Raw genomic sequence first — 928 nt, 5'->3', positions numbered from 1 at the left:
TTTTGGATTAAGCTTTAGCTTTGAATAGGAGTAAACAGATGCTAAAGCGAAGCCGTATTCTCGTCGTAGAGGACAACATAGAACTGCAAGGTATTATTGCTGATTTTCTTGAAGTGAAAGATGCGGTGGCTGATTTTGCTTCTGATGGAGAGCAGGGCTTTGAGCTGGCTCTGAATCATGACTTCGACGCCATTATTCTGGATGTGATGCTGCCAAAGCTCGATGGTATGCAGGTCGCTACCAAGCTTCGCCAAAATGGTGTGAGTACACCCATCCTGATGCTAACAGCCCTAAATGGACAACAAGATCTACTGAGCAGCTTTGATTCTGGTGCGGATGATTTTGTGAGTAAGCCTTTTCAGTTTCCTGAGCTAGAAGCGAGGCTTTGTGCCTTGATTAAACGCAATAGAGGCTTAGTCGCTCAAAAGACCTTGAGTTTTGCTGGTGTGACGATTGATGAAAAAGCTCATACTGCATCGCGACAAGGGCAGCTACTCTCCCTAACTCCAATCATGTTTCAGATCCTACGAGAGTTGGTTAAAGCTCAAGGTGATGTGGTAACGCGTGAGGCCTTAATCCATCTGCTTTGGGGAGATGATATCCCTGATAAAGATGTGCTTCGCAGCCACATTTATCTTCTTCGTAACGTGTTAGATAAACCGTTTGAAACACCGATACTCAAGACGATACCTAAGCACGGTTTTCAGCTGCTGTTGCCTAGTACTCATTCTCATGCTGTAGATAGTGAGTACTAGAATGAAGATTCGAACTAGGCTTGGAAATTCAATCGAAGATGTCAGGATCCGAGCAATGCGCACATTCGCGCTGATCGCTTTTGTCTCTTCGTTTGCGGTGTTTTTGGTGTTTTCGCTCTGATTAGTATGGCAGGAAGAGGCGCAAATTGAGCGCCACCTTAGATCGTTCAAAG

At 45.0% G+C, this 928-nt stretch carries 1 protein-coding gene; it reads left to right on the top strand.

Translation table 11 applies throughout. The features are described 5' to 3' along the window. Positions 1 to 38 precede the first annotated feature (38 nt). On the top strand, positions 39 to 755 hold the full coding sequence (locus KIV40_RS30595; RefSeq protein ID WP_285353044.1) for a response regulator transcription factor: 717 nt from the start codon (positions 39 to 41) through the stop codon (positions 753 to 755). Positions 756 to 928 lie beyond the last annotated feature (173 nt).

The sequence above is a fragment of the Vibrio sp. D173a genome (assembly GCF_030248475.1).
Note: the sequence above shows the minus strand (reverse complement) of the source record. Positions and strands in the feature narration are given on the sequence as shown.

What these genes read in the sequence shown, in the direction of transcription:
- KIV40_RS30595 (WP_285353044.1), top strand. Translation starts at nt 39, where the DNA reads ATGCTAAAGCGAAGCCGTATTCTCGTCGTAGAGGACAACATAGAACTG.